Genomic DNA, 25321 nt, shown 5'->3' with positions numbered 1-25321 from the left:
TCAGAAGCGGTGAACGATGCCGAGCGCGAACACTTGCTCGGTGCCGCCTGCTTGCGGCTGCAGGCCGGCGACGACGGTATTGCGGGCGTCGCCGCCGTTCTTCATGTAGAGATAGCGGGCGTAGAGCGAAGTCCGCTTCGACAGCGGATGGTCGTAGCCGACGCCGAGCGCAGTCGCGTCGTTTGCCGAACCCTTCACGTCGCGGCGCACCACCGACACGAGCACGCGATCGAGCGCGCCGACGTTGATCGACGCACCGACGCTCGCGGTCGAGAACGCGGGCAGGCGCGCCGCCGTGCCGACGCCGTACAGGAACGCGGCGTACAGCTTGACCCGCGCGAATGCGTAGTTGGTCGCGAACACGTAGTGGCGGGTCGTTGACGGCGCGACGACGGGTCCCAGGTTGCCGGCCGACGTATCGCCCTGGAAGCCGGCGCCGACATAGAGGCCGCCGATCCGGTACTGCAGCCCGGCGCCGTAGTTGCGTCCAGCCTGTGTCGACAGCGCGTTCGGCGTCGGAAAGCCGTACGTGGCCATCACGCGCAGGCCGTTCCAGTCGGGGCTCAGGTACGACGCCGCCTGGTTGAAGCGCGGAATCGGTGGCGTCGTGTTGCTCGTGATCGTGTCCGTCGACGTCGCGAGCAGCGCGAGCGGCGACAGCCGCTCGTTGAGTCCGAACGGATCGCCGTCGTACACGACGTAGAACGCGGGCGTGTATTGCCGGCCGAGCCGCAGGTCGCCGTAGCGCGCGTTCTGCAGCGACACGTATGCCTGCCGGTAGAACAGCGTGCCGCCCTGGAACGATCCGTCGGCCGGCGAGAAGCCGCTTTCCAGCACGAATTTCGTCGACGTGCCGCCGCCGAGATCCTCGACGCCCGTCAGGCCGAAGCGGCTCGTCGATGCGCCGCCGCCGCTTTGCCGCATGCTCGACAAACTGCCGACGCGATCGAATTCGACGTAGCTGTCGACGATCCCGTACAGCGTGACCGACGACGCGTGCGCCGGCGTGGCGCACAGCACGCACGCGCTGACCAGGAATGCTTTTCGTTGCATGAAGGTGTCTCCGTCCATGTTTTATTGGCGCGCCCGCGTTCTGGGAGCGGTGCGCGCGGGTGTCGCGGTGCGGTGCCGGGCTCAGCGCCCCTTGAACACCGGCTTGCGCTTCTCGAGAAACGCGCGGGCGCCCTCGATCCGGTCCTCGCTCGCGTAGACGTCGGGGCCGACGTCCAGCCGCAGCGCGGCGGCCACCGGCAGCCCCTGGCTGCGGGTCGCGGTTTCCTTGATGCGGCGGATCGTGAGCGGTGCGTTCGCGGCGATCGTCTGCGCCAGCTCGCGCACGGTGTCGTCGAGCGCGGCGCCCGGCACGACGCGGTTCAGCAGGCCGACGCGTTGCGCTTCGTCTGCGTCGAAGCGGCGGCCCGTGAACAGCAGCTCCATCGCGATCGCGTGCGGCAACATGCGCGGCAGCAGCACGCTAGCGAAGTTCGCGCCCATGCCGACCCGCGCTTCGGGCAACGCGAAGGTCGCGTTATCGGCGGCGATCCGCAGGTCGCACGCGAGCGCGATTTCGCAGCCGCCGCCGATTGCATGGCCGTTGACGGCCGCGATGGTCGGCTTGCGCAGTTCCAGGATCAGCTCGTGGACGTTGCGCGCGAGTCCGCGCATCGGCTGCATCCCGCGGATCTCGGGGTCGCCGAGATCGACGCCCGCGCTGAACGCGCGTTCGCCCGCGCCGCGGATCACGATGACGCGAATCGACGGGTTGTCGTCGAGCGTGACGAGTTCGTTGCACAGGCGCCGGATCGCGTCGGCGGACAGCGCATTGGCGACGTGCGGGCGATTCATCGTCAGCCACGCGACGCCGTCGGCGTCGTCGCGCAGGATCGACGGCGCATCGTCGTCCGTCGGTGAAGAAAAGCGCGGGGCGGTCATGACGCGCTCCCGGCCACGTCTGCCCGCGTGTCGGGCAGCACGCCCGCCTGCCGCAGCGCGTCGCGGCGCGCCGCGTCGATCCCGAATGCGTCGAGCACGGCGTCTGTGTCGGCGGCGAACGGCTGGGGCGGCCGGCGGATCGCGCCGGGCGTGCGGGACAGCTTGGCGGGGATGCCCGCGCCGATGTACGTGTCGGTGTCGACGAACATCGCGTTGCGCGCCGCCTGCGGATGGCCGAACGCATCGGCCACGGTGTTCACCGGCCCCGTCGCGACGCCGGCGTGCATCAGCCGCTCGACGACGTCGTCCGCCTGCAGTTCGGCGGTCAGCTGGCCGAGCAGCGAGTCGAGCGCATCGCGATGCGCGACGCGCTGTGCATTGGTCGCGAAGCGCGGATCGCGCGCCAGCTCGGGCACGCCCAGCGCGTCGACGAGCCGCGCGAACGTGCGGTTGTTGCCGGCGCCGGTCGCGACCGGCTTGTCCTTGCACGGATAGACGCCGTACGGCGCAATCGCGCCGTATACGTTGCCGGTCGCGACGGGCACGTCGCCGGTTGCCATCCAGCTCGTGCTGACCGGATGCAGCATCGACAGCGCGGTGCTGAACAAATCGATGTCGACGTGCTGCCCGAGGCCGGAGCGTGTCCGCTCGACGAGCGCGATCAGAATGGTGGAGACGGCGCTCAGGCCGGCCGCGTAATCGACGACCGGAAACGGCACCTTGAGCGGCATGCCGCCCGGTTCGCCGTTGATCGACATGAAGCCGGCGAGACCCTGCGCGACCGCGTCGTAGCCCGGAAACCGCGCAAGCGGGCCGTCGGTGCCGTAGCCGGAAATCGAGCAGTGGACGAGGCGCGGAAAGCGCGCGCGCAGGCAGTCTTCGTAGCCGATGCCCCAGCGTTCGAGCGTGCCCTGCTTGAAGTTGTCGATCAGCACGTCGGCCGTTTCGAGCACGCGGAACAGCACGTCGCGTCCGTCGGGATGCGACAGGTCGAGCGCGAGATTGCGCTTGTTGCGGTTGAGCCCCCAGTAGTAGCTGGAGATGCCGTTCGGCATCGCGGGGCCCCAGTCGCGCGTTTCGTCGCCCTGCGGCGGTTCGATCTTGATGACGTCGGCGCCGTGGTCCGCGAGCGTCTGCGCGCAGAACGGCCCCGCATAGACGCGGCTCAGGTCCACCACGCGCACCCCTGCGAGTGCGCCTTCGTTGCTGCTGGTCATGACGATGTCTCCTTCGATGTGGGTTCGACGGGCCGGCAGGCCGGCCTGTGCCGGCCGCACGGCCGCGATGCGTCGCGGGTTCAGCCGCGCGCGGCGAACAGCGCGGTGACGGCCGCGCGATGGTCGGGACTGGCGTGCGCGAACGCCTGGTACGACGCCGACAGGTCGAGCAGCGTGTCGAGGCTTGCGTGGCGGCCTTCGCGCAGCAGCCGCTTGGTCAGGCGTAGTGCGGTGCCCGAGTGATGCGCGATGCGGCCGGCCAGTTCGTGCGCATGCGCGAGGAGGTCGCCATCGGGCACGACGCGCGACACGAGTCCGCAGCGCAGCGCGGCCTGCGCGTCCAGCGCATCGCCGGTGAACGACATTTCCGCGGCGACCGCGGCGCCGACGATCCGCGGCAGGAACCACGCACCGCCGTCGCCCGGCACGAGACCGAGCGCGATGAAGCTCTCCGCGAAGCGCGCACGCTCGGCGGCGATGCGGATGTCGCACATGCACGCGAGATCGGTGCCGGCGCCGATGGCCGGACCGTTGACCGCTGCGATGGCCGGCACTTCGAGGTGCTCGAACGCATGCGCGAGCCGCTGGATGCCGCGGCGATAGCTGGTGCGGATCGCAGCAGGGTCGTGCGGGCCCGCTTCCACGAACGCGCGCATCGCCTTTACGTTGCCGCCCGACGAGAACGTCGTGCCGGCGCCGGTCAGGATCAGCACGCGGATCGATTCGTCACGGTTTGCTTCGTCGCAGCATTCGGTCAGCGCGTCGATCGCATCGGTGTCCGAAATTGCGTTGCGGGTGTCCGGGCGGTTCATCGTGACGGTCAGGATCGCGCCCTGCCGTTCACGGATCAAAAAGGCTGCCATGTTGTCTCCGTGTGTTCTGTGCCGCGGGACTTCACGCCGCGGGCCGAAGCCTAGTATCGTCACGACGGTTGGCGGCGGGAAATTCCGTTCCACATACGTGGAAGGCCCGTGCCGGTCGCTGCGGAGAGGGCGGGATGAGCGGAAACGTGGTCAAGAGCGCGGCGCGCGTGTTCGAGGTGCTGGAACTCTTCAGCACCTTGCAGCGGCCGCTGAGCGTGCGCGAGATCGCGACGCGCTGCGGGTATCCGGGGTCGAGCGCGGCGGCGCTGCTGACCAGCATGAAGACGCTCGGCTATCTCGCCTACGACGATGCAACCCATGCGTATGCGCCCACCGCGCGGCTCGTCAATCTCGGCGAAGCGCTGGTCGATTCGGCGGCCGGCAGCCGGCGGCACTGGCATGCGGTCGCGAAGCGGCTGGCGGCGCGCACGCACGAGGCGGTCGTGATCGCGGTGCAGAGCGACCTGTACGTGCAGTACATCGACGCGGTCGAGGGCTCGCATTCGATTCCGGTGCAGTTCTATGCGCCGATCGGCACGCGTCGCGAGATCTGCATGTCGGGCCTTGGCTGGGCGCTGCTGAGCATCCAGCCCGACAGCACGATTCGCCGGCTCGTGTCACGCAGCATCCGCCGGATCGGGAAGTCGGGCAGGACGATCGACGAGGACGTCGTGCTCGACAAGGTCGAACAGACCCGCCGGCTCGGCTATTCGTATTCGGCGCACACCGTGACGCAGGGCGCCGCGATGATCTCGATGGTGATCGCGGATGGCTGGAACGGGCTGCCGCTGGCGATGGGCGTGGCTGGGCCGGTCGAGCGGATCGACCCGCATCGGGACGCGATCGTGCGCGCGATGCAGGCGGCGCTGGCCGAGCGGGCGTAGGGCCCGCGCAAGCCCGTTATCGGTGTGAACAGGCGCTGGTCGCGCGAAGCTGGCGGGCGCAGGCATTCGCATAGAATCGGAAAGCTTCGCCGCCCCTGTTCCGACTGCATTTCAGCGAGGTCACCATGTCATTGAACGCGCCGCTTGCCGGCATCCACATCGTCGAATTCGAAGGGCTCGGCCCCGGCCCGCTCGCGGGCTGGATGCTCGCCGGCATGGGCGCGCGCATCACGCTGATCGCGCGCCCGTCCGGCCGAACCAGCGCGCCGGACGCGCTGCGGGCTCGCGACGGCGATCTGTTGCGCGAAGGCAAGACGATCGTCGAACTCGACCTGAAGGCGCCGGCCGGGCGTGACGCCGCGCTCGATCTGATCGCGCAAGCCGATGCGCTGATCGAGGGCTTGCGGCCCGGCGTGATGGAGCGGCTCGGCCTCGGGCCCGACGTTTGCGCGCGCCGCAATCCCAAGTTGGTCTACGGGCGCATGACCGGCTGGGGCCAGGATGGACCGCTGGCAGCCGCGGCCGGGCACGACCTGAACTACGTCGCGCTGACCGGGCTGCTGTCGCTGTCCGCGCCCCGCGACGGTCGGCCCGGCGTGCCGCCGACGGTCGTCGGCGATGCGGGCGGCGCGCTCGGGCTCGCGTTCGGCATCGTCTGCGCATTGCTCGACGTGCGCGGCGGCGGGCCGGGGCGGGTGGTCGACGGCGCGATCGTCGACATCGTGTCGATGCTCGGTTCGCTCGCGCTGTGGGCGCGCGCGAACGGCCAGCTCGACGGTGCGCAGCCGAGCCTGTTCCACGACGCGCCGTTCTACGACGTGTATCGCTGCGCGGACGGCGAATGCGTGACGATCGGCGCGCTCGAACCGCCGTTCTATGCGCTGCTGGTCGAACGGCTCGGGCTGACCGACGTCGATCCCGCGTCGCAGTACGACCGGGCGCGCTGGCCCGCGCTGAAGGCGCGTTTCGCAGACGTGTTCGCGCGGCAGCCGTCCGCGCACTGGCGCGCGCTGCTCGAAGGCACCGATGCGTGTTTCGCGCCGGTGCTGAGCGTGGCCGACGCGGCCGTGCACCCGCACAACGCGGCGCGCGGGATCTATCGGACGGATGAGCACGGGAACGTGCGGGCGCGGGTGGCGCCGCGGTTTTTGCCGCTGGTGGGGGACGACGCGGCCTAGCGGCGCGACTTGGGCGCCAGGCGGCCGCGATATTGGGCGCCGGCCGTTCAGGCCGTTCTCACGCCGTTTCCACCGGCGCATCCGGCATCTTGCCGTCGCCGACGCGGTTGATCGTGCCTTGCGCGATCGCGACGAGCCGCTCGTGATCGCCGTCGATGACGAACACATGGCACTGGCAGGTCGCCTGGTGCCGGCCAGCGTAGACGAGCTTCGCGCGGGCGACGAGCGTGCCGTTCACGGCCGGCCGCAGATAGTTGATCTTGTATTCGGCGGTGATCACGCGCGGGCCGAGCACGAGCGCGCCGGCGAACGTCAGCGCGTTGTCCGCGAGATAGCTGATGACGCCGCCGTGCACGAAACCGTGCTGCTGCCGCAATTCCTCGCGCACGGGCAGGCACAGCGACACTTCGTTGTCGCCGATGTGCATCAGCTCCGTGCCCAGCAGCATGCTGAACGGCTGCGCGCGCAATGCGCCGCGCGCGTGGTCCGTGATGTCGGTCATCGAACTTTCCTTCGAAATGCGTGCCCGCTTGCGCTGAACTCTAGGAAGGGGGCTCCGGATAAGCAAGGAAATTCGTCCGCGTTTCGTGCAAATCCTGGCGCGATGCAACGCGATTATTGCGCCGAATACACAAGATCTCCGCGTTTGCGCGCGATTCGACGCGAATGCGCGAGCGAAGCGCGCACTTGACCTGCGTTGCCGCTGATTCCGCCTAAAGTCCGACGAAGAAATGCCGCTAATGCCGGGGCATCGCCTCATCGTCCGCTCTCCAGGAATCCCCCATGTTCGGAAAAATCAAGCTCGCGTCGGGTCTGCTCGGCGTGTTGACCGTGTTCTGTTTCTTCCTGTTCGCGATCGAAGCGCTCGGCTTCTGGGCGCTCACGTCGACGCGCAGCGGCGTCGACGATCTGTCGAATGTCGCGATCGCGCAGGTCGACGCGGCCAGCCGGGCGACCGAGCAACTGCTCGACGCGCGCATCAACCTGTCGCGTGCCGGCACGCGGATGGTGCGCGGCGGGCCGAAGCCCGAAGACATCATCCGCCACGCGGGCACGTCGCTCGCGCAAGCGGACAAGGCGTTCGCCGTACTGACGGCCGCGCAGGCGGTCGACGACACCAACCGCGCGCGCGTCGCGGCGCTCACCGAGCGCTATCGCGCGCTGCGCGGCGCGCTGGGCGAACTCGTGCAGTTCCTCGACGCCGACAACATCCAGGCGTTCCTCGACCAGCCGACCCAGGGCTTCCAGGACGCGTACATCGCCGAGCTGCATCGCTTCACCGACTATGGCGGCACGTCGAGCCGCGCGGCGCTCGACACTATCGACGGCGGCATGCTGTGGTTCAAGTCGGTCGGCATCGTGCTGCTGGTGGCGATGCTCGCGGCGAGCGCGGCGATCTACGCGGCCGCGCGGCGCGCGGTCGTCGCGCCGCTGGAGCAGGCCGGCCGCCATTTCGAGCGGATCGCGCAAGGCCGTCTCGACGAAGCCGTGCAGGCGGGCGGCGTGTTCGAGATCGACCGGATGCTGCGCGGCCTCGCCGCGATGCAGACGAGCATCGCGGGCACCGTGCGCACGGTGCGCCAGGCGTCCGACGCGATTCACCTCGGCGCGGGCGAGATCGCGGGCGGCAACGCCGACCTGTCGGCGCGCACGGGCACGCAGGCCGCGTCGCTCGAGGAAACCGCCGCGAGCATGGAGGAACTGACCGCGACGGTCCGGCAGAACACCGACAGCGCCCGCGCGGCGAGCGCGCTGGCCGACGCGGCGCTCGAAGCGACGAGCCACGGCGGCGGCGTGGTCGACAGCGTGATCGACCGGATGCGCGGCATCGCGCAGAGTTCGGGGCGGATCGCGGAGATCATCTCGGTGATCGACGGCATCGCGTTCCAGACCAACATCCTCGCGCTGAACGCGGCGGTCGAGGCCGCGCGGGCCGGCGAACAGGGGCGCGGCTTCGCGGTGGTCGCGGGCGAAGTGCGTTCGCTCGCGCAGCGCAGCGCGCAATCGGCGAAGGAGATCAAGGCGTTGATCGAGGATTCGGTCGCGCAGATCAACGGCGGCGCGGCGCTCGTCGAGCGCGCCGGCGACGCGATGCGCACGGTGTCGGCGTCGATCACGCGGGTCGTGCAGACGATGTCGGAAATCACCGCGGCGTCGGTCGAGCAGAGCGTCGGGATCGAGCAGGTGAACCAGGCCGTCACGCAGATGGACCAGCTCACGCAGCAGAACGCGGCGCTGGTCGAGGAAGTCGCGGCGGCCGCCGCGTCGCTGAACGACCAGACCGCGCACCTGATGCAGGCGGTGTCGGTGTTCGAACTGGGCGACGGGCGCGCCGCGCATGGCGAGCGCGCGGCGCCGTCGTTCGCCGCGGCGGGTTACGCGCCGGTCGGCAGCGCCGCGTAGGCGGTCGCGAGGTGGTAGGGCGTCGTCGACGGCATGTCGGCGCGCGACACCTGCCCGTCCGCCGTCTTGCACTCGAACCAGCCGCGCGGATGCAGGAAGCGCGCGGCGAACCGCTCGATCTGCCGCGCGAGCGGCGCGGAGGCCGGCGTGCCGCCGTGCGTCGCCAGCGCGCGCAGGTATTCGGTCTGCGCCCAGATCCGCTGCGTGCCGTCGATGCATGCGCCGTGCGCGTCGAGCGCCGCGCACACGCCGCCCGTCCGCGGATCGACGCCGTACTGCTCGGCGAACGCGAACGCGCGCGACAGCGCGGCGGGCAGCCCGGTCCGCGCGAGCCGCGCACCGGCCGCATCCACCAGATAGAACCACTCGAACTGATGGCCGGGCTCGAAACGGTTGTCGGCCGCGCCGAGCGGCAGCTCGGCCACGCAGCCGGTCGCCGCATCGACGAACGTGCGCTCGACGGCCTGCGCGGTGCGCGCGAGCGCATCGTCGAACGCGGTATCGCCGAACGCATCGGCGGCCGCGAGCCACGCTTCGGTCAGATGCATCAGCGGATTCTGCAGCGCGCCGCTGCCGGACGACGAGAAATCGGCGTGGCGTGCGGCATCGAGCAGCGCGTCGCCGGGGCGCGGCGCGAAGCGGTCCTGGATCAGCGCGGCGGTTGCTTCGGCCACCGTGCGCGCGGCGGCGTCGCCCGACGCCGCATGCCACGCGGCGCATGCGAACACGATGAACGCATGCGTATAGAGATCCTTGGTCGTGTCGAGCGGCGCGCCCTGCGCGTCGACGCTGTAGATCCAGCCGCCGTGGCGCGGGTCGCGAAAGTGCCGGCACAGCGCGTCGAACAGCGTGGCCGCGTGCGCGGTGTCGCCGGCCTGCGCGAACACGAACAGTTGCCTTGCGCACGCCATTGCGCGATAACGGGTCACGGGCAGCGGCGCATGGGTGGCCGGATCGACGGCCTCGAACGGCAGTTGCAATGCTGGGTCGAACCCTGAACCCCGCCAGATCGGCAAGACGACGTGCGCGAAATGGTGGCGCAGCTGGGCGGCCTGGGCGGAAGCGGAGTCGGAAACGGACATGGCGGGGTTGAGCGCTTGGATCGAAACGTGTCGGCGCGGCCCGGAGAATCGGCGCGGCCGGGGCCAAGGATAAAACATTCCGCGCGGCCGGCACCAAAAAAAGGAGAGAAATAGGATGCTCAGCAACCTGGAACTCGTGATGCGGCTCGTTCTCGCGGCGGCGCTCGGCAGCGTCATCGGCTTCGAGCGCGAGCGCCTGTCGTGGGCGGCCGGCCTGCGCACGCACATGCTGGTGTGCGTCGGCTCGACCCTGATCATGATCGTGTCGGCGTTCGGTTTCGCCGACGTGCTCGGCACCAGCGACCACGTCGTGCTCGATCCGTCGCGGATCGCCGCGCAGGTCGTGTCGGGCATCGGTTTCCTCGGCGCGGGCTCGATCCTGCTGCGCGGCGAGATCGTGCGCGGGCTGACGACGGCCGCGAGCCTGTGGTCGGTCGCCGCGATCGGCCTGGCGGTGGGCGGCGGGCTCTATGTCGCGTCCATTTCGGCGACCATCATCATCCTGATCATCCTGGCCGGCATCAAGCCGCTGGAGCGACGCTATTTCACGGTGCGCCAGCGGCGCCAGCTCGCGTTGACGGTGGCCGGCGGCACGCTGACGTTCGATTCGCTGCACGCGGCGCTCGGCCCCGACAGTGCGCGCGTGAAGCAGTTCATCGTGCAGCGCGCGGACGACACGGGCGAGCAGGACGAGGTGCGCATCGCGCTGGCGCGCGTGTCGGAACTCGAATACAAGGCGATCTGCGACAAGCTGCGCGCGCTTCCGGGCGTCACGCGTTTCGACGGCGGGAACGGGCTGTCGGGCGACGAATAGCGTGAATCGGTTGCGGGGCGTGCGACAATGGCCGATCACCGATTCCGTTCGACATCCGGGTCCGCGCCTGCGGGCCCCGCCATCCGATTTCCATGACCGAATCCGTTTCCACGCCTCGCTCCCGCTCCCGTTCCACCCGTTCGTCGGCCCGTTCGCGCCCGCGCTCGGCCGCTGCCGCAGGCAGCACGTCCGCCCGGGCGACGGCACGATCCGGCAGCGCGCCGGCCGGCGACGCGCCGCGCGACGAACGGACGCTCGACCTGTTCGGCGATCCAGTGCTCGAGCCGGGCGAGCGCATGCCGGTGGCGGCGCACGATGAAGCGAGCGTGGAGGGCGATGCGGCAGCCGGTGTCGACGACGGTCGACAGGCCATGCTGGACGGGTTCAGTCCGCCAGCGGATGCGGCCTTGGCAACGCGTGCGGAAGCGGAGAGTGCGGCGGCGACGGTTGCGGCGGTCGAGGCCGTTTCGACGCCTGAAGGCGGGACGGCCGCGAACGTCTACAGCGCATCCGCAGAGCGTCTTGCAGCGCAGGCCGCCGATTTGCCCGCGGGCGCTGGCGCCGCCACGAAGATCGATGGTCCCGTGATCGACGGTGCCGCGAAGGCGGCGACGAAGCTGCAAGCCGCCGATGGCGTTGCGGCGCGGACGGTCGAATCGCAAGCAGCGGACGTCGAAGCCGCGCAGCCTGCAGTCGAGGCGGCGGTCGTCAAATCCCGCGAAGGGAAATCTTCCGGTGATGCCGCGAAGGAACGCCGCGCGTCGTCGGGCGGCAAACGCCGGGCGGCTGCCGATGCCAACGAAGCGGCGGCGACGCCGGCCGTGCCGGTTGCGCCGAGCGTCGATTCGAAGCCGGAAGCGGTCGATTCGAACCCGCCGTCGGTCCCGGCTGCGCCGGCCGAGCCGCAGACGCAGGCACCGTCCGCACAGCCGCCCGAACCGGTCATCGCCACGCCATTCGCGAAGCCTCGCGACGCAGCGGCGCAGCCCGACGCTTCGCCGTCGCCGGTTGCACAGCCGGTGGCATCCGTCGCGTCGTTCGTGACCAGGCCATCGTCCGAGCGTACGCAACCGGCCGCGCCGGCCTTCGATCCGGACACCCACCTGCGCCCGCTGACCGACCGGCTCGCCGCGCTGCAGGCCGACGTCGACGGCCTGACCCGCGCGGCCGATCGCGAGATGCGCCGCGTCAACCGCTTGCTGCTCGCGCTGGCCGTCGTCGTGCTGGCGGGGCTCGTCGCGCTGGTGCTGCAAACGCGGCAGATCGCGCATCTGAAGCAGGACGTCGCCACCAAGCAGCAACGGATCGATCGTCTCGCGGCCGACCTGTCGACGCAGCAGGCCACGCTGATGACGCTCGAGGAGCACCACGAAGCGCTGCTGTCGCAAGTCGACCGGCTGCAACGCAACGCGAACCGCGAGGCGGCCGTCGCAAAGCGGGTCCGCCGCACGCGTTAATCGTTTCGACCCTATCCCGGAAGCCCGGCGCAGCAAGGATCGCCGTTTCGCACCGACGCGCGGCTGTCGCGTGCGTGCGGCAAACCGATGCAGCGCACTGGCAGAGTTAAGGGAAAACCCTTAGAATGGAGGTCATCTAAGGGAAAACCCTAGTCACATCTGTCAGGAGTCTCACATGAGCTTCATCCTCGCCCTACTGCAAAAGATCGACGACCTGTTCGTGTCCCCGCACCTGCCGCTCGACGCCGAATACTCGTACGCCGCGCGTCGTGCCGAAGCCGAGCGCGTGCGTCGTGCGCACCTCGTGCCGATCGTCCTGTACCGTCGCTGATTCGCTGATTCGCTGATTCGCTGATTCGCTGATTCGCTGATTCGCTGATTCGCTGATTCGCTGATTCGCTGATTCGCTGATTCGCTGATTCGCTGATTCGCTGATTCGGCGCGGCGTCCGCCGCACCTGCCTGCCCGTGTCCACCGCCGCATCGCGCGCCGGTGCGAGTGTCCCGCTACACTGGAAGTCCGATTCCGTTCACGGCGACCGGGCCATGTTGCAGATGCGGCCGATGACGGCCGGCGAATTCCACGCGTACCGCACGCGAGCCATCGACGGCTACGCGCGCGACCTCGTTTCCTCCGGACAAAATGCTGTCGAAGACGCGCCCGACCGTGCGCGCGCCTGTTTCGACACGCTGCTGCCGGACGGCCTGCTGACCGCCGGCCAGACCCTCGTCACACTCATCGATGGCGCTAGCGGCGACACGGTGGGCGACCTCTGGTACGCGATCGTCCCCGAAGGGCCGAACCGCACGCTGTTCATCTACGACCTCGACATCGTCCCGTCCCGGCGCCGCCAGGGCTGGGCCACGCGCGCGCTCGATGCGCTCGACGCCGAGGCGCGCCGGTACGGCGTCACCGAGATCGGGCTGTCGGTGTTCAATCACAACGCGGCGGCGCGTGCGCTGTATCGAGCATGCGGCTTCGCGCCGATCACCACGACGTTGATCAAACCGGTCGTGTCGAACTGAATCCGCCGGCATCGCGATGCATCGTCGCGTGCTGTCGGTTCGGCGCACTGCGTAGCCGGCCGTCTTCCCGATCCTTCCCGTCGATCGAACGCCGAACGGCCCGTTCGGCCGTCCGCCATTCATCGCTTGCCGCCTCAACGCGCGCGGCCTTTCCATCTCCGCAGCAGCAGCGCGTTGGTTACGACGCTGACGCTGGAAAACGCCATCGCGGCGCCCGCGATCACCGGGTTCAACAAGCCGAGCGCCGCGAGCGGCACGCCGACGAGGTTGTACACGAACGCCCAGAACAGGTTCTGCTGGATCTTGCGGTACGTGCGCTTCGAGATGTCGATCGCGTCGGCGACGAGCGCCGGGTCGCCGCGCATCAGCGTGATGCCGGCCGTGTGCATCGCGACGTCGGTGCCGGTCGCCATCGCGATGCCGACGTCCGCCGCGGCGAGCGCGGGCGCATCGTTGATCCCGTCGCCGACCATCGCGACGACGCCGCCGTGCGTGCGCTTCAGCTCGGCGACGACGCGTGCCTTGTCGTCGGGCAGCACCTGCGCGTGCACTTCGCCGATGCCGAGCGCCGCCGCGACGGCCGCCGCGCTGCCACGGTTGTCGCCCGTCACGAGTGCGCTCGCGACGCCGCGCGCCGACAGCGCCGCGATCGCGTCGCGGGCGCCCGGCTTCACGGTGTCGCCGAATGCGATCAGCGCGAGCACCGCGCGCGGCGCATCGACGCGCATCAACCACGAGATCGTGTTGCCGGCGCGTTCGAGTTCCGCCGCGCGCGCGTCGAGCGCCGGCGGTACCGCGATGCCGAGTTCGTCGCGCCAGCGCGTACTGCCGAGCGCAAGTTGTTGCCCGCCGACGTGCGCTTCCACACCGCGCCCGGCCACCGCGCGCGCATCGGTCGCGACGACCGGCGCGGCTGCGCCGCCCCGTGCGGCCACGTCGGCGTCATGCGCGGCGACCACCGCGCGAGCGAGCGGATGGTCGCTCTGCCGCTGCACGGCCGCCGCGAGCGCGAGCGCTTCGTCGCGCGGCACGCCGACGGCGTCGAACGCCGTCACGGACGGTTTGCCTTCGGTCAGCGTACCGGTCTTGTCGAACGCGATCACGGTCGTGCGCTGCGCGAGTTCGAGCGCCTGCGCGTCCTTGATCAGCACGCCGTGCCGGGCCGCGACGCCGGTGCCGGCCATGATCGCGGCCGGCGTCGCGAGACCGAGCGCGCACGGGCAGGCGATCACGAGCACCGCGACCGCGTTGAGGATCGCGGTTTCCATCCCGGCGCCGGCGATCAGCCAGCCGACCAGCGTCAGCACGGCGATGCCGAGGATCGCCGGCACGAACACCTCGCTGACGCGATCGACGAGCCGCTGGATCGGCGCCTTCTCGGCCTGCGCGGATTCGACGAGGCGGATGATGCGCGCGAGCGTCGTCTCCGCGCCGATCGCGGTGGTTGCGACGACGAGCGCGCCTTCGCCGTTGATCGAGCCGGCCGTGACGGCGTCGCCGTCGTCCTTCGGCACGGGCAGGCTTTCGCCGGTGATCAGCGATTCGTCGATGTGCGAGCGGCCCGACACGATCCGCCCGTCGACCGGCACGCGCTCGCCGGGCCGGATGCTGACGTGCGTGCCGACGCGCACGTGCGATAGAGGCACGTCGCGTTCGACGCCGTGCTCGACGACCCGCGCGCGGTCGGGGCGCAGCGCGTTCAGCGCGCGGATTGCCTCGGTGGTCTGGCGCTTCGCGCGCGATTCGAGCCACTTGCCGAAGCGCACGAGCGTGACGATGACGGCCGACGCTTCGAAATACAGATGGCCCGGATGCGCGGGATCGCGCAGCAGCATCCACAGGCTCAGCCCGTACGCGGCCGACGTGCCGAGCGCGACGAGCAGGTCCATGTTGCCGGTGCGCGCCTTCACCGCATGCCAGGCCGCGCGATAGAAGCGTGCGCCGAAGCCGAACTGCACGATCGACGCGAGCACGAGCTGGAGCCAGCCGGGCAGCATCAGGTCGAGGCCGAACGGCGCGGCGAGCATCGGCGCGACGAGCGGCGCGCTCAGCACGGCGGCGCCGATCACGAGGTTGCGTTCGCGGATGGCCTCGCGGCGCTTGCGTGCGTCGGCGTCCGGCGCGGGGCCGGCCGGTTGCGCGTCGGCGCCGGCCGTTGCGCCGGCGGGTGACGCGGCGGGAAGCGATGCATGGTAGCCGGCCGTGGTGACGGCGGCGATCAGCGCGGCGGCGTCGAGTGCGCCGGCGCCGTGCACCGACGCGCGCTCGGTCGCGAGATTGACCGTCGCGCGCGCGACGCCCGGCACGGCGGCCAGCGCTTCTTCGACGCGGCCGGCGCAGGACGCGCAGGTCATGCCGCCGATGTCGAGTTCGACGTCGGCGGCCGCGGAAGTGGCGGGGGCCGCAGGCGTGGCGACGGCCGCCGGTGTCGCGCCGTAGCCGGCCTGTTTCACCGCTTCGGCAAGCTGGGCGGCGGATACGTCGGCCGACGCGTCGACCGTCGCGCGTTCAGTTGCCAGATTGACCGAGGCGCGCGTGACGCCCGGCACCTTCGCGAGCGCCTTCTCGACACGCGACACGCACGACGCGCAGGTCATCCCGTCGATGTCGAGTTCGATGCTCGCGGGCGTAGCGGGGCGGGTCGGGGCGGCGGCCGGGGCATTGGTATCCGACGCTGTCGGCGTCGCGCCATAGCCGGCCTGTTTCACGGCATCTGCCAATTGCGCGGCGGAAACCCCGGCCGACGCGTCGACCGTCGCGCGTTCGGTCGCAAGGTTGACCGATGCGCGCGTGACGCCCGGCACCTTCGCGAGCGCCTTTTCGACGCGCGACACACATGACGCGCAGGTCATGCCTTCGATATCGAGTTCGATCGTCGCGGCGGCGGCCGGCGCAGGCGGCGTTGCTTCGCGCGCCGCCGGCGTGACCGCACCGGCTTCGACGGCCGCGTCGCGCACCGCTGCGTGGTAGCCGGCCTCACGGATCGCGTCGACGAGCCGCTCGGGCTCGACCGTGTCCTGCGCGGTGACCGTCGCCGCCTGTGTATCGAGATCGACCGCCGCATCGACGACGCCCGGCACGGCGGCCAGCGCGCGCTGCACGCGGCCCGTGCAGCCGCCGCAATGCATGCCGTCGACGCTCAGCGCGATCGTTTGCCGTGCCGCGGAGGCAAGTGGTTCAGTCATGTCGGATTCCCCAAAAGCGCGGTTCGTGCCGCGAATGGTTCCAGTATCAACATTCCCATGATGGTAAGGTCAAGCGCCGGCGACGATGCGACGCAGGTCGATGTACACAGGTTGTCACAACGCGGAAAAAGCGATCGCCCGGCTTCCGGACGGACGACCGGGCGACCGAGCGTGCCGGGGGGGGTGCGCTCAGGCGCAGAGCTTGGCGCTTGCGAGGCGATTGAGGCTGACGCCTTGCTCGGCGGCCTGGATGACCAGCGCGCGGTGCGCCTGCGGCGGGATGCGAACCTTGAATTCGCCGCTGTAGGTTCGGTCGGCGATCGGTTCGGGCACCGTCTCGCCATTCGCCGTCATCTCGCGCACGACGTCGGCGACGAGCCGGCGAATGCCGACCAGCGCGCCTTCCGGTGTTGCGTCGAGCCACGCAAGAGACGGGAATTCCGCGCAGAGGCCGACGTGCTCCCCGTCCTCCGGGGACCACGTTACGCGGTACGTAAAGTGGTCTTGGGTCATGATTTCTGTTCCTTCAGTCGATCGATCGCGTCGAGAACCTGCGAGATCTCGAACAGATCGATGAAGCGCACCTTCGCGGGTTTGCGCGTCATTTGGTCGAGGATCTTCCATTCGCTTGGCGTAGCCTGTGGTGTCAATAGTGACACCATTGGTCGATCATCGTCGACGGCCCTCGTCTGGCCATCATTCCGGCGCGATGGCGCCGTTTCAGATTTTTGTCGAATCCTGTGCAATATTTCAGATTCGTTGATAGTTCGACTACCGTTTTACCCGTTATTCGGCATATTGGGGGATGCCCTTAGGCGCTATGATACCGGCCTGACATCAGCGCCCACCGTTACGAAACGTAGCGAAACGGTCATCCGGGTACGCTGGGGTGCCCTGTTTTAGCCGTTCGCGAGACGAACAGGGCGTTGACTGAAAAGAACGATATTCGGCCAGTAATCGATGATTGAAAACCAGCGAGAATCAGTTTCTCTGCGACGCGCGTGCGCGTCGCTGGCCATTGCGGCGTTGCTTGCAGGATGCGCGTCGCAACCGGACGCGATCCAGCGGAAAACCGGCTGGATGCGGGCGGAAGTTGCCGACTCCTATATCTATGCGTATCCGCTCGTGCTGATGGACGTCGCGAAGGAAGCCGCGACGGGCGGCGACGGCGCGCAACCGGGGCAGGCGCCGCTCAACACGCTGCGCCACGCGCAGGCGCTGCCGCCCGTCGGCGCGGTCAACCCGCCGCTGCCGGGCGTCGACACGCTCGACTCGACCGGCTGGCTCGATGTCGCCGCCGAACCCGTGATCGTCACGCTGCCCGACACGCGCGGCCGCTACTGGGACGCGCGTGCGCTCGACATGTGGACCAACGTGCTGTGGTCGTCGTCGAGCGTCGCCGCACGCGGCCCCCGTGGTGCCGGCCGATCGCAAACGATTGCCTTCGCCGCGAAGGACTGGCAAGGCACGTTGCCGAAGGGCGTGCTGCGTGTCGACGTGCCGTCCGCCAATGCGTGGCTCGAAGTGCGGTTGCAGACGAGCGGCGGGCGCGACCTGACGAACGTGAAGAAACTGCAGCGCGCGATCCGCGTGGTGCCGCTGTCGGTGTACACCGGCGCCGAGCGCGGTGCGTCGGTCGCGGTCCATGCGGGCAGCGCGCCGTCCGAGGCGGTGGGGGGCGGCACGCCGGCCGAGCAGGTCGCCGCGCTCGACCCGAAGGCGTTCTTCACGCGCTTCGCGCGGGCGCTGCAGGACAATCCGGCGCCGGCCGACGACGCGCACGCGCAGGAATCGCTCGCCGACATCGGCGTGACGGCCGGCTACCCGGTGCTGTGGACGGGCGACCGTCTGACGGCCGCGACGGCCGGCGTCGCCGAGGCGCGCGCGCGGCTCGCGGCGGCGCCGTCGAACCTGCTGAACGCGAACGGCTGGAGCTGGATCGGCGATACGGCCGGCAAGTACGGCCAGGACTACGCACTGCGCGCGTACGCGGCCTACACGCAGTTCGGCACCGCGACGCGCGACGACGAGACGCTCGCGGTCGCCCGCGTCGACAGCGACGGCCATCCGCTGAACGGCGCGAACCGCTACGTATTGCATTTCGCGCCGGGCGCGCTGCCGCCGGTGCGCGCATTCTGGACGCTCACGCCGTACACGACCAACGGCGCGCTGCCCGACGTCGGGTCGGCGCGCCGCTCGCTCGGCGATCGCGACCGGCTGCGCCGCAACCATGACGGCTCGATCGACATCGTCGTGTCGGCGTCGCCGGGCGGCACGCATGCGGCCAACTGGCTGCCGGCGCCGCGTACCGATTTCGCGCTCGCGTTGCGCCTGTACGCGCCGAAGCCGCAGGCGAGCGACGGGTCCTGGATGCCGCCCGTCATCGTCCGGAAATGAACGGTTGACCGTCGCCGTTGTCCGACCGGCGGGCGCTGCGGCGGCGCCCGACCTCCGTACCGTCACCTCCTGAGCCTATACTTTCGGGATAGCGTGCGCGGCCGCCCGGTTATCCGGTGCGGCCCGGCATCCATTCCCGAGGCATTCAAGCATGGCAAGCGCAGACAAAGAAACCGTACCCTCGACCCTCCATGCCCTCGGCGGCGTTGCACGCTCGCGCCGCACCCGGCGTATCGGCATCGGGGTGCTGATCTTCATCGTTTTATTCGGACTGCTCGGCTTCTTCGCGGCGCCGCCGCTGATCCGCCATGTCGCCGAACAGCAGTTGAGCAAGCAGCTCGACCGGCCGGCCACGATCCAGCGCATCGCGCTGAACCCGTATACGCTGAACCTCGAAGCCGACGGCATCCACCTCGGCGAGCGCGGCGGCCAGGGCGATTTCATCGACATCGGCAAGCTGGTCGTGCGGCCGTCGTGGTCGTCGCTGTTCCGCGGCGCGCCGATCGTCAACGAGGTCCGACTCGACTCGCCGCGCTTTCACATCGTCCGCTACGATGCGCAGCGCTTCAATTTCACCGACCTGATCGAGAAGTTCTCGTCGCCGAGGCCGAAGCCCGACAGCAAGCCGACGCAATTCTCGGTGTCGAACATCCAGGTCAACGACGGCCGGATCGATTTCGACGATCGCCTGCTGAACGAAAAGCACGTGGTCGACAACTGGACGCTCGGCATCCCGTACATCGCGACGCTCGCCTCGAAGACCGACATCTTCGTCGAGCCGAAGCTGCGCGCGCGCTTCGACGGCAGCCCGATCTCGATCGACGGCAAGACCAAGCCGTTCGCGCAGTCGCGCGAATCGGAGATCGCGCTGAAGTTCGACCGCCTCGACGTGCCGAAGCTGATCTCGTACGTGCCGGCGAAGCTGCCGGTGGCCGTGACGAGCGGCCTGCTCAGCAGCAACCTCACGGTCAATTTCGTGATGAGCGGCGAGACGCCGGCGCTGCGCGTGTCGGGCACCGTCGACCTGAACGACGCGAAGGTGACCGACCGCGCGTCGGCGCCGCTGTTCGCCGCGCGCGGCGTGCACGTCGCGGCGGCCGGCCTCGAGCCGCTGCGCAACGCGATGCACTTCGACGAGATCCGGATCGACCGGCCGGTGGTCGACCTGTCGCGCGACAAGCAGGGCGTGCTGAACGTCGAGAAGCTCGTCGCGCAACCGGCCGCCGCGCCGAAGGTCGAGGCCGGGGCTGGCAAGCCGGCCGCGTCGGCCGTCGCCGCCGCATCCGGTGCGTCCGGCGCCGTCGCCGCCGCCAGCGGCGCGAAGGCCGAACGTAGCGCCGCCGCGAAGGAAGCGCCGCCGCTCGACCTGACGATCCGTCATGTCGCGATCGACGGCGGCACGATCAACGTCGACGACCGTGTGCCGGCGACGCCGACCGCGATGTCGCTGACGAAGCTCGCCGCGACGCTCGACGGTTTCTCGCTGCAGGGCAAGACGCCCGCGAAATACACGCTGTCGACGTCGCTGTCGCGCGGCGGCGACGTGACGGCCGAAGGCGCGTTCAATCTCGCCGCGAAGCAGGCCGACACGAAGCTGACGGTCGCCGCGCTCGCGCTGCCGGCGCTGCAGCCGTACCTCGGCGAGGCGACGCGCGCACGCGTGCTCGACGGCACGCTCGGCGCGACCGTCAACGCGAAGACCGACTGGGGCAAGACGCCGCTCGCCGCGGAAGTCGCCGACAGCACGGTCAGCCTGAAGTCGCTGAAGATCGCCGCGCCGGACAACAAGGCGCCCGCGATCGTGCTGCCCGACGCGAGCGCGAAGATCGCGAAGGTCGACGTCGCGGCGCGCACCGCGGAGATCGCGAGCGTCGACGCAAGCGGGCTCGCGCTCGACGTGAAGCGCCTGAAGGACGGCAAGATCGACCTCGCGGCGCTCGCCGAACCCGCGCAGGCGGCGGTGCCGAAGCGCACGGTCGCGCGCAAGGCGCAGGCCGCCGCGCCGTCGTGGCACTACCGGATCGACGCGCTGAACGTGAAGGAGGCGTCCGCGAACTTCACCGACCTGTCGACGCCGCGTCCGGTGAAGCTGGCGATCAAGCCGCTGGAGCTGTCGGTGCAGAAGGTGAGCGACGACCTGACGAAGCCGCTGCCCGTGCAACTGAAAGCGACGCTGAACCGCAAGGGCTCGCTGAACGTGACGGGTGACGTGACCGCGCAGCCGCTGAAGCTCGGCCTGAAGATCAACGGCAACCGCCTCGACGCGGCCGCGTTCGAGCCGTACTTCGGCAGCGCGCTGAACGCGACGATCGCCAGCGCGCTGCTCAACGCGCAGGGCAACCTGACGTTCGCGCAGGTGAAGGACACGCCGCGCGCGGCCTATCGCGGCGACGTCGCGCTGGTCGACGTGCGGATGCTCGACAAGGCGACGTCCGACCCGTTCGCCGGCTGGCGCTCGCTCGCGCTGTCGAACCTGAAGGCAAACTACGACGAGAAGGGCACCGACGTCGACGCCGCGCGCGTGACGTTCTCGAACTTCTACGGCCGCGTGCTGCTCGATGCGCAGGGGCGGCTGAACCTGAAGGACGTGGTCGCGAAGGAGACGGGCCCTGCGCAGTCGCTCACGCGCGACGCGAGCAAGGGCGAGCCCGTGCCGCTGTCGCCGGGCGTGACGCCGCCGGCCGCCGCGCAGGCCGCATCGGCCGCGGCCGCGCAGCAGGCGTCCGTGCCGGCCGCCGCGTCGGCGACGGTGGTCGTGAAGGCCGCGCCGCAGCCGCAGAACCCGGTGCGGATGCACTTCGGCGAACTGGTGCTGCAGAACGGCCGCGTCACGTACACGGACAACTTCATCAAGCCGAACTACACGGCGAACCTCGTCGCGATCAAGGGCACGGTCGGCGCGTTCGGCACGGATTCGACGACGTCCGCGCCGGTCGACGTCGCCGCGAACCTCGCGGGCAACGGGCCGATCTCGATCAAGGGCTCGGTGAACCCGCTGATCGAGAAGCCGGCGCTCGACCTCACGGCGACCGCGCACGACATCGAGCTGACCAACCTCACGCCGTATTCGGCGAAGTACGCCGGCTATCCGATCACGAAGGGCAAGCTCAACGTCGACCTGCACTACCAGCTCGCGAACGACCAGCTGTCGGCGAACAACCACATCTTCATCGATCAGCTGACGTTCGGCGATCGGGTCGAGAACGACACGGCGACGAAGCTGCCGGTGAAGCTGGCGATCTCGCTGCTGAAAAACACGCGCGGCCAGATCGACGTGAACCTGCCGGTGTCGGGCTCGCTGTCGAATCCGGAGTTCAGCGTCGGCGGGCTGATCTGGCATGCGGTGCTGAACCTGATCGCGAAGGCCGTCACGTCGCCGTTCACGCTGCTCGCGAATGCGTTCGGCGGCGGCGGCGAGGATCTCGGCTACGTCGAGTTCGCGCCGGGATCGTATGCGCTGACCGACACGCAGCAGAAGAAGCTCGACACGGTCGTGAAGATGCTGACCGAGAAGCCGTCGATCCGCCTCGACCTGATCGGCCGCGTCGATCCGGCGCAGGACACGCCGGGGCTGCGTGACGCGTACGTCGAGCGGCTGGTGCGCCAGCAGAAGCTGAAGGACGTGGTCGGGCAGGGCGAGAGCGTCGATCCGATGTCGGTGAAGGTCGACAAGGCCGAATACTCGAAGTACCTGACGCGCGCGTACAAGGCCGCCGACTTCAAGAAGCCGCGCAACCTGGTGGGCCTGCAGAAGACGCTGCCCGATGCGGACATGAAGCAGGCGCTCGCCGATCATGCGCCGGCCGACGACAACGCGCTGCGTGCGCTCGCGCAGCAGCGCGCGCAGGCCGTGCGCCAGTACCTCGACGGCAAGATCGATTCGAGCCGCATGTTCGTCGTCGCGCCGAAGCTCGATGCGAAGGGCATCTCGGACAAGGGCGCGACGACCCGCGTCGACTTCGGGCTGCAGTAAGCGTTACCGCCGTCCGTCATCCCGCATCCGCCGCCGCGCCCGTACTCGTCGGGCGCGGCGGCTTTTTTTCAGCGGCCGGCGATCGCCGGTTCGCGCTTGTCCAGTTCCTTCCTCGCGGCCAGCGGCAGACGCGCGTCGTCCCACTGCGTCAGCCATTCGATTTCCTTCGCGGTGAACACCGGTCCGTAGTTGCGCAACGCGTACTGCAGCGCGTCGACGACGTGATGACGGATGATTTCAGGGGTACGTGCATCGTCCAGCACGAACCGGAGAGCTTCCAGGGTCGACATACTCGTGCTCCGGGTCAGGGAAAACCCTTTATCGCACGCCAATAGTCGCGGGCCAACCCGAAAAAAAATCCCGCCGCACGGGCCGGCGCACGCGAGGGCCGCGGATTGCGACCGCGTGATGTCATTTGCGATTGGTTACGTTTGACAGAGAACAGAAAGCCCCGCTTCATCCGAGCGCCGCACGATCCGGCGATATTTTGCGCGCCTGAAGGCAGGTCACGTGGTTCAACATCAATCGGTGAGGTGGGGTGATGATTTCCAGGTTCATCAAGCAACGGAAAATGGCGGCGATGGTGGCGGGCGCGCTGGCGCTCGCCAGCGCGGGCGTGCATGCGGCGCAACAGGACGGCAACGCTCAGGGCGGGGACAACGGCCGGGCGAGCCGCGTCGTGAAGCACGTGCTGCTGCTGAGCATCGACGGCCTGCACGAACAGGATCTCGCGCGCTGCATCGGCGCGAATACGTGTCCGAACATCGCGGTGCTCGCGAAGAGCGGTGTGACGTATGCGAATGCGTATACGCCGGGCCTGTCGGATTCGTTCCCGGGCCTCGCCGCGCTCGTGACGGGCGGCTCGCCGAAGACGGCCGGCCTGTTCTACGACGTGTCGTACGACCGCAACCTGTACGCGCCGAGCGACACCACGTGCTCGGGCAAGCAGGGCTGGAACGTCGTGTTCGACGAGACGACCGGCATCGATGCGCAGAACGGCGGCGCGCTCGTGCACCTCGACGGCGGCGGCGCGTTCAATCCGCAGGCGATCCCGCATGCGAAGGTCAACGGCCAGTGCGTGCCGGTCTACCCGCACAACTACGTGAAGACCAACACGGTGTTCGAGGCGGTGAAGGCCGGCGTGCCGAATGCGCGCACCGCGTGGGCCGACAAGCACGCGTGGGGCTACGACTGGCTGAACGGCCCGTCGGGCACCGGCGTCGACGACCTGATGCGCACCGAGATCAATTCGATCGACCCGGCGACCAACACCGCGTACACCGACGTCTATTCGCACACCGCGCGCTTCGACAACCTGCACGTGCAGGCGCTGATCAACCAGATCGGCGGCCGCGATTCGACCGGCACGAAGACCGCACCGGTGCCGACGCTGTTCGGCGCGAACTTCCAGACGCTGAGCGTCGCGCAGAAGGCGCCGGTCGCGAAGGGCGGCGGCTATCTCGACGCCGATTTCACGCCGAACGGGCAGGTCGCGAACGCGATCACGTATGTCGACGACGCGATCGGCCATGTCGTCGCGGCGCTGAAGCAGGCGAACCTGTATTCGTCGACGGCCGTGATCGTCACGTCGAAGCACGGCCAGTCGCCGAGCGATCACACGAAGCTCGTGAAGAACGGCGACACGCTGACGAAGCTGCTCGAAGCGAACAACTTCCTCGACCCGAACGGCAACTTCGGCCAGAACAACACGACGACGGGCAACCTGAACGACGGTTCGGGCCTGGTCGGCACGGGCTTCGTGCAGACCGACGACGTCGGGCTGATCTGGCTGCGCGACCGCAGCCAGCGCACGGCCGTCGTGCAGACGCTGAAGGCGAACCTCGGCTGCAACGCGCCGGGGATCTGCGCGGACGGCCCGCAGGCGTACGTGCTGTACGGCGCGGCGCTCGCCGAGCGCTTCGGCGATCCGGCCAACGGCCGCACGCCGGACATCGTCGTCCAGCCGAATCCGGGCGTGATCTACACGTCGAGCACGAAGAAGGACGAGGAGCACGGCGGCAACGCGCCGGACGACAGCCACCTCGGCCTGCTCGTGTCGTATCCGGGCATTCATCGTGCGCGCACGGTGAACGACCTCGTCGGCACGAAGCAGGTCGCGCCGACGATCCTCGCGCTGCTCGGCGCCGACCCGCGCCTGCTGCAGGCGGTCGTGGCCGAGAACACGCGCGTGCTGCCGGGGCTCGGTATCGGGCGTTGAGCGTGGGGAAGGGCGGTGCGTCCGCGGCATGACGCGGGCGTTTCGGAAGTTGAGTGGGGTGAACGCGGCGCCGGGCGGATCACGGCGCCGCGATGCCGGTGCATGGCTTGAATTCAGGCGCGTGCACCGGCATATTCGTCGCGCATCACCCGTTCAACGACGTACCGAGAGGACCGTTCATGCGCCTTTTGCTTGCCCTGCTGCTCCCGTGGTTCCAGTTCTTCACGATCGGCCGCCCGATCGCCGGGATCATCTGCCTGCTCCTGCAACTCACGATCATCGGCTGGTTGCCGGCCGCGATCTGGTCGGTGTATGCGTTGAGCCAGTACAAGACCGATCGCAAGATCGAGGCGGCGCTGCGCGGGCGGCCGTAGACGCGCAGTGCGCGGTGGGGTGATTCGGCCGCGTGGTTCGTATTTCGGTAGAAATCTATATATTTCATTCACATCGGCGATGTGATTTGCATGGATTTCTGCCTAAATGGCGGATTCGTGCGTTGTTCGGCTTGATGTATCCAGCCGAAACCGCTGCCCAATGACAAAACGGCCGCCCCGTCCATCGTTCGACTGATCTGCTCTAGAAATCCTGGACACAAATGAGTGTTAGTGTTTCGGAGGCAATTTTCCCAATAGGAACGGGAGGTTGGCGATGAAGCGCAAGCAATATTCGGTGGAGCAGATCGTGGCCGCGCTC

20 protein-coding genes are annotated in these 25321 nt (G+C 69.1%); 11 read left to right on the top strand and 9 right to left on the bottom strand.

The features are described 5' to 3' along the window. From H0X91_RS27885 to H0X91_RS27870, 4 genes are all read right to left on the bottom strand, one after another. Positions 1 to 1053, bottom strand: coding sequence for a porin (locus H0X91_RS27885; RefSeq protein WP_006481652.1), 1053 nt, complete (start codon positions 1051 to 1053; stop codon positions 1 to 3). An 81-nt stretch (positions 1054 to 1134) separates the two neighbouring features. Beyond that, a complete protein-coding gene (locus tag H0X91_RS27880) occupies positions 1135 to 1932 on the bottom strand; it encodes an enoyl-CoA hydratase/isomerase family protein (RefSeq protein ID WP_006481661.1) in 798 nt (265 codons plus the stop codon). Then, on the bottom strand, positions 1929 to 3149 hold the full coding sequence (locus H0X91_RS27875) for a CaiB/BaiF CoA transferase family protein (protein WP_006481673.1): 1221 nt from the start codon (positions 3147 to 3149) through the stop codon (positions 1929 to 1931). The genes H0X91_RS27880 and H0X91_RS27875 overlap by 4 nt, the downstream gene beginning before the upstream one ends. 80 nt (positions 3150 to 3229) lie before the next feature. Next, positions 3230 to 4012, bottom strand: a complete 783-nt coding sequence (locus H0X91_RS27870; RefSeq protein WP_006481671.1) for a crotonase/enoyl-CoA hydratase family protein — start codon at positions 4010 to 4012, stop codon at positions 3230 to 3232. A gap of 134 nt (positions 4013 to 4146) precedes the next feature. Here H0X91_RS27870 and H0X91_RS27865 point away from each other — a divergent pair, with 134 nt between their 5' ends. Then, complete coding sequence (locus H0X91_RS27865) at positions 4147 to 4896, top strand: IclR family transcriptional regulator (RefSeq protein ID WP_048987749.1); 750 nt, start codon at positions 4147 to 4149, stop codon at positions 4894 to 4896. A 125-nt stretch (positions 4897 to 5021) separates the two neighbouring features. Beyond that, complete coding sequence (locus H0X91_RS27860; protein ID WP_048987747.1) at positions 5022 to 6074, top strand: CaiB/BaiF CoA transferase family protein; 1053 nt, start codon at positions 5022 to 5024, stop codon at positions 6072 to 6074. A 58-nt stretch (positions 6075 to 6132) separates the two neighbouring features. Here H0X91_RS27860 and H0X91_RS27855 read toward each other — a convergent pair whose 3' ends face one another. Then, positions 6133 to 6576: a PaaI family thioesterase gene (locus tag H0X91_RS27855; protein WP_006480333.1), complete on the bottom strand. Its 444-nt coding sequence runs from the start codon at positions 6574 to 6576 to the stop codon at positions 6133 to 6135. Positions 6577 to 6857: 281 nt separating this feature from the next. On the opposite strand from H0X91_RS27855, the gene H0X91_RS27850 reads away from it, so the two are divergent. After that, positions 6858 to 8477, top strand: coding sequence for a methyl-accepting chemotaxis protein (locus tag H0X91_RS27850; RefSeq protein WP_196433533.1), 1620 nt, complete (start codon positions 6858 to 6860; stop codon positions 8475 to 8477). On the opposite strand, the gene H0X91_RS27845 is transcribed toward H0X91_RS27850, so the two are convergent. Then, entirely contained in the window at positions 8450 to 9559 is a 1110-nt protein-coding gene (locus H0X91_RS27845) for an AGE family epimerase/isomerase (RefSeq protein ID WP_043204485.1), read from the bottom strand. The two genes, H0X91_RS27850 and H0X91_RS27845, sit on opposite strands and share 28 nt — an antisense overlap. Positions 9560 to 9674: 115 nt before the next feature. Here H0X91_RS27845 and H0X91_RS27840 point away from each other — a divergent pair, with 115 nt between their 5' ends. The 4 genes from H0X91_RS27840 to H0X91_RS27825 all read left to right on the top strand — a co-directional run bounded on the left by H0X91_RS27840 (position 9675) and on the right by H0X91_RS27825 (position 12855). Continuing rightward, on the top strand, positions 9675 to 10373 hold the full coding sequence (locus tag H0X91_RS27840; protein ID WP_006481660.1) for an MgtC/SapB family protein: 699 nt from the start codon (positions 9675 to 9677) through the stop codon (positions 10371 to 10373). 92 nt (positions 10374 to 10465) lie between these two features. Next, positions 10466 to 11830 carry a flagellar hook-length control protein FliK gene (locus tag H0X91_RS27835; protein ID WP_196433532.1) on the top strand — a complete coding sequence of 455 codons (1365 nt, stop codon included), beginning with the start codon at positions 10466 to 10468 and terminating at the stop codon, positions 11828 to 11830. Between the two features lie 175 nt (positions 11831 to 12005). After that, positions 12006 to 12161 carry a hypothetical protein gene (locus tag H0X91_RS27830; protein ID WP_006481665.1) on the top strand — a complete coding sequence of 52 codons (156 nt, stop codon included), beginning with the start codon at positions 12006 to 12008 and terminating at the stop codon, positions 12159 to 12161. Between the two features lie 214 nt (positions 12162 to 12375). Beyond that, on the top strand, positions 12376 to 12855 hold the full coding sequence (locus tag H0X91_RS27825) for a GNAT family N-acetyltransferase (protein WP_034203175.1): 480 nt from the start codon (positions 12376 to 12378) through the stop codon (positions 12853 to 12855). Between the two features lie 134 nt (positions 12856 to 12989). On the opposite strand, the gene H0X91_RS27820 is transcribed toward H0X91_RS27825, so the two are convergent. Continuing rightward, the gene (locus H0X91_RS27820) at positions 12990 to 16040 is read right to left on the bottom strand and encodes a heavy metal translocating P-type ATPase (protein ID WP_196433531.1); all 3051 of its coding nucleotides are present in this window, start codon (positions 16038 to 16040) and stop codon (positions 12990 to 12992) included. 189 nt (positions 16041 to 16229) lie between these two features. After that, positions 16230 to 16553 (bottom strand): type II toxin-antitoxin system HicB family antitoxin, encoded by a 324-nt coding sequence (locus H0X91_RS27815; RefSeq protein WP_034203176.1) that lies wholly within the window; start codon positions 16551 to 16553, stop codon positions 16230 to 16232. A 447-nt stretch (positions 16554 to 17000) separates the two neighbouring features. Between H0X91_RS27815 and H0X91_RS27805 the strand changes: the two genes are divergently transcribed. Next, positions 17001 to 18437 (top strand): DUF1254 domain-containing protein, encoded by a 1437-nt coding sequence (locus H0X91_RS27805; protein WP_006486342.1) that lies wholly within the window; start codon positions 17001 to 17003, stop codon positions 18435 to 18437. 151 nt (positions 18438 to 18588) lie between these two features. After that, complete coding sequence (locus tag H0X91_RS27800) at positions 18589 to 22410, top strand: DUF748 domain-containing protein (RefSeq protein ID WP_196433530.1); 3822 nt, start codon at positions 18589 to 18591, stop codon at positions 22408 to 22410. Between the two features lie 68 nt (positions 22411 to 22478). Here the strand turns inward: H0X91_RS27800 and H0X91_RS27795 are convergent, their stop codons facing one another. Beyond that, positions 22479 to 22700 (bottom strand): hypothetical protein, encoded by a 222-nt coding sequence (locus tag H0X91_RS27795; RefSeq protein WP_034178311.1) that lies wholly within the window; start codon positions 22698 to 22700, stop codon positions 22479 to 22481. Positions 22701 to 22951: 251 nt separating this feature from the next. On the opposite strand from H0X91_RS27795, the gene H0X91_RS27790 reads away from it, so the two are divergent. Beyond that, complete coding sequence (locus tag H0X91_RS27790) at positions 22952 to 24628, top strand: alkaline phosphatase family protein (RefSeq protein WP_006487965.1); 1677 nt, start codon at positions 22952 to 22954, stop codon at positions 24626 to 24628. Positions 24629 to 24807: 179 nt separating this feature from the next. After that, a complete protein-coding gene (locus H0X91_RS27785) occupies positions 24808 to 25002 on the top strand; it encodes a YqaE/Pmp3 family membrane protein (protein WP_058902411.1) in 195 nt (64 codons plus the stop codon). Positions 25003 to 25321: the final 319 nt, after the last annotated feature.

It is taken from the genome of Burkholderia sp. 9777_1386 (genome assembly GCF_015712265.1).
GTDB lineage: Bacteria > Pseudomonadota > Gammaproteobacteria > Burkholderiales > Burkholderiaceae > Burkholderia > Burkholderia cenocepacia.
This window is presented reverse-complemented; position numbering and strand designations above follow the sequence as displayed.